This is a genomic window from Mycobacterium scrofulaceum (assembly GCF_001667885.1).
GTDB classification, from domain to species: domain Bacteria; phylum Actinomycetota; class Actinomycetes; order Mycobacteriales; family Mycobacteriaceae; genus Mycobacterium; species Mycobacterium scrofulaceum_C.
The window spans coordinates 1-1,149 of sequence record NZ_LZJW01000113.1; the positions used below are offsets into that span (position 1 = coordinate 1).

Annotated in this window: 2 protein-coding genes; both read left to right on the forward strand. The window is 67.8% G+C overall.

The annotated features are described in order from the left end of the window. The coding region (locus A5681_RS27495; RefSeq protein ID WP_331710659.1) for a glycosyltransferase at nt 1-489 on the forward strand (489 nt) is incomplete at its 5' end. Nucleotides 490-541: 52 nt separating this feature from the next. Then, nucleotides 542-1,149, forward strand: a 608-nt coding sequence (locus A5681_RS17550) for a glycosyltransferase (protein WP_197498503.1), incomplete at its 3' end; no start/stop codon positions are given.

Below are 1,149 nucleotides of genomic sequence, written 5' to 3' on the forward strand. Positions count from 1 at the left end.
ATGCCGGTCGCCGAGTCGCCGGCGGACACGGTCGCCCTTATCAGCGCGGCGTGCGAGGAGCTGGGGCAGCGGGCGCTGGTGTGCTCGGGCAAAACCGATTTCAGCGGTGCCCCGCATTTCGACCACGTCAAGGTGGTGGGCGCGGTCAACTACGCGGCTGTTTTTCCCGCTTGCCGGGCCGTGGTGCACCACAGCGGTGCCGGGACCACGGCCGCGGGCCTGCGCGCAGGAGTGCCCACATTGAGCCTGTGGAGCATGAGCGATCAGAAAATCTGGGCAGGCCAGGTGGATCGGTTGAAAGTCGGCGTGGCCCGCCCCTTTTCGAAAACGACGCGCGAGTCGCTGGTCGCCGACCTGCGCCAGGTCCTCTCCCCCGACTACGCCTCCCGCGCCCGCGAACTTGCCGCGCGGATGACGAAGCCCACGGACAGCATCACCAAGACGGCCGACCTTCTCGAAGATTTCGCGCGGGTGCTGCGGGCTGGGTGACGACCGGCACCCGGGACGCCGCCGACGCACGGCAACTGCAAGGCTAGGAGCCGTGACGAAATTCGCCCTCGCTGGCTATGGAACGCGTGGCGACATCGAGCCATTGGCAGCTGTCGGCCGCGAGCTGCTGCGCCGGGGGCACGACGTGGCCATGGCCGTCCCGCCGGAACTGGTCGGCTTCGCCGAGTCCGCGGGTCTCGCGACTGTCCCGTACGGCCCCGAACTGCACGACTTCTTGGACGAGGAGTTCCTCCGCAACATGTGGGCGGAATTCTTCCGAGGCATCTGGACGATCCGCAGCCCGCTCAGATTGATGCGCAAGGTCTGGGAGCCCCTCATCCGGCACTGGGGCGAGGTGAGCGCAACGCTGACATCACTCGCGGGCGGCGCCGACCTGCTGTGCACCGGACTTAATTTCGAGCAGGCCGCCGCCAACGTCGCGGAGCATTACGGCATTCCGCTGGCGACGCTGCATCACTTCCCGATGCGGGCCAACGGCCAGCTCGTTCCGAGCGTGCCGGCGCCGTTGTTCCGCTCCGGCATGATGGCGGTCGAGTGGCTTTTTTGGCGCGCGACCAAGCAGGTTGAGAACGAACAGCGGCGAGAACTCCGTCTGCCCGCGGCGACGAAACCGTCGCCGCGAAGGATCGCCGAGCGCGG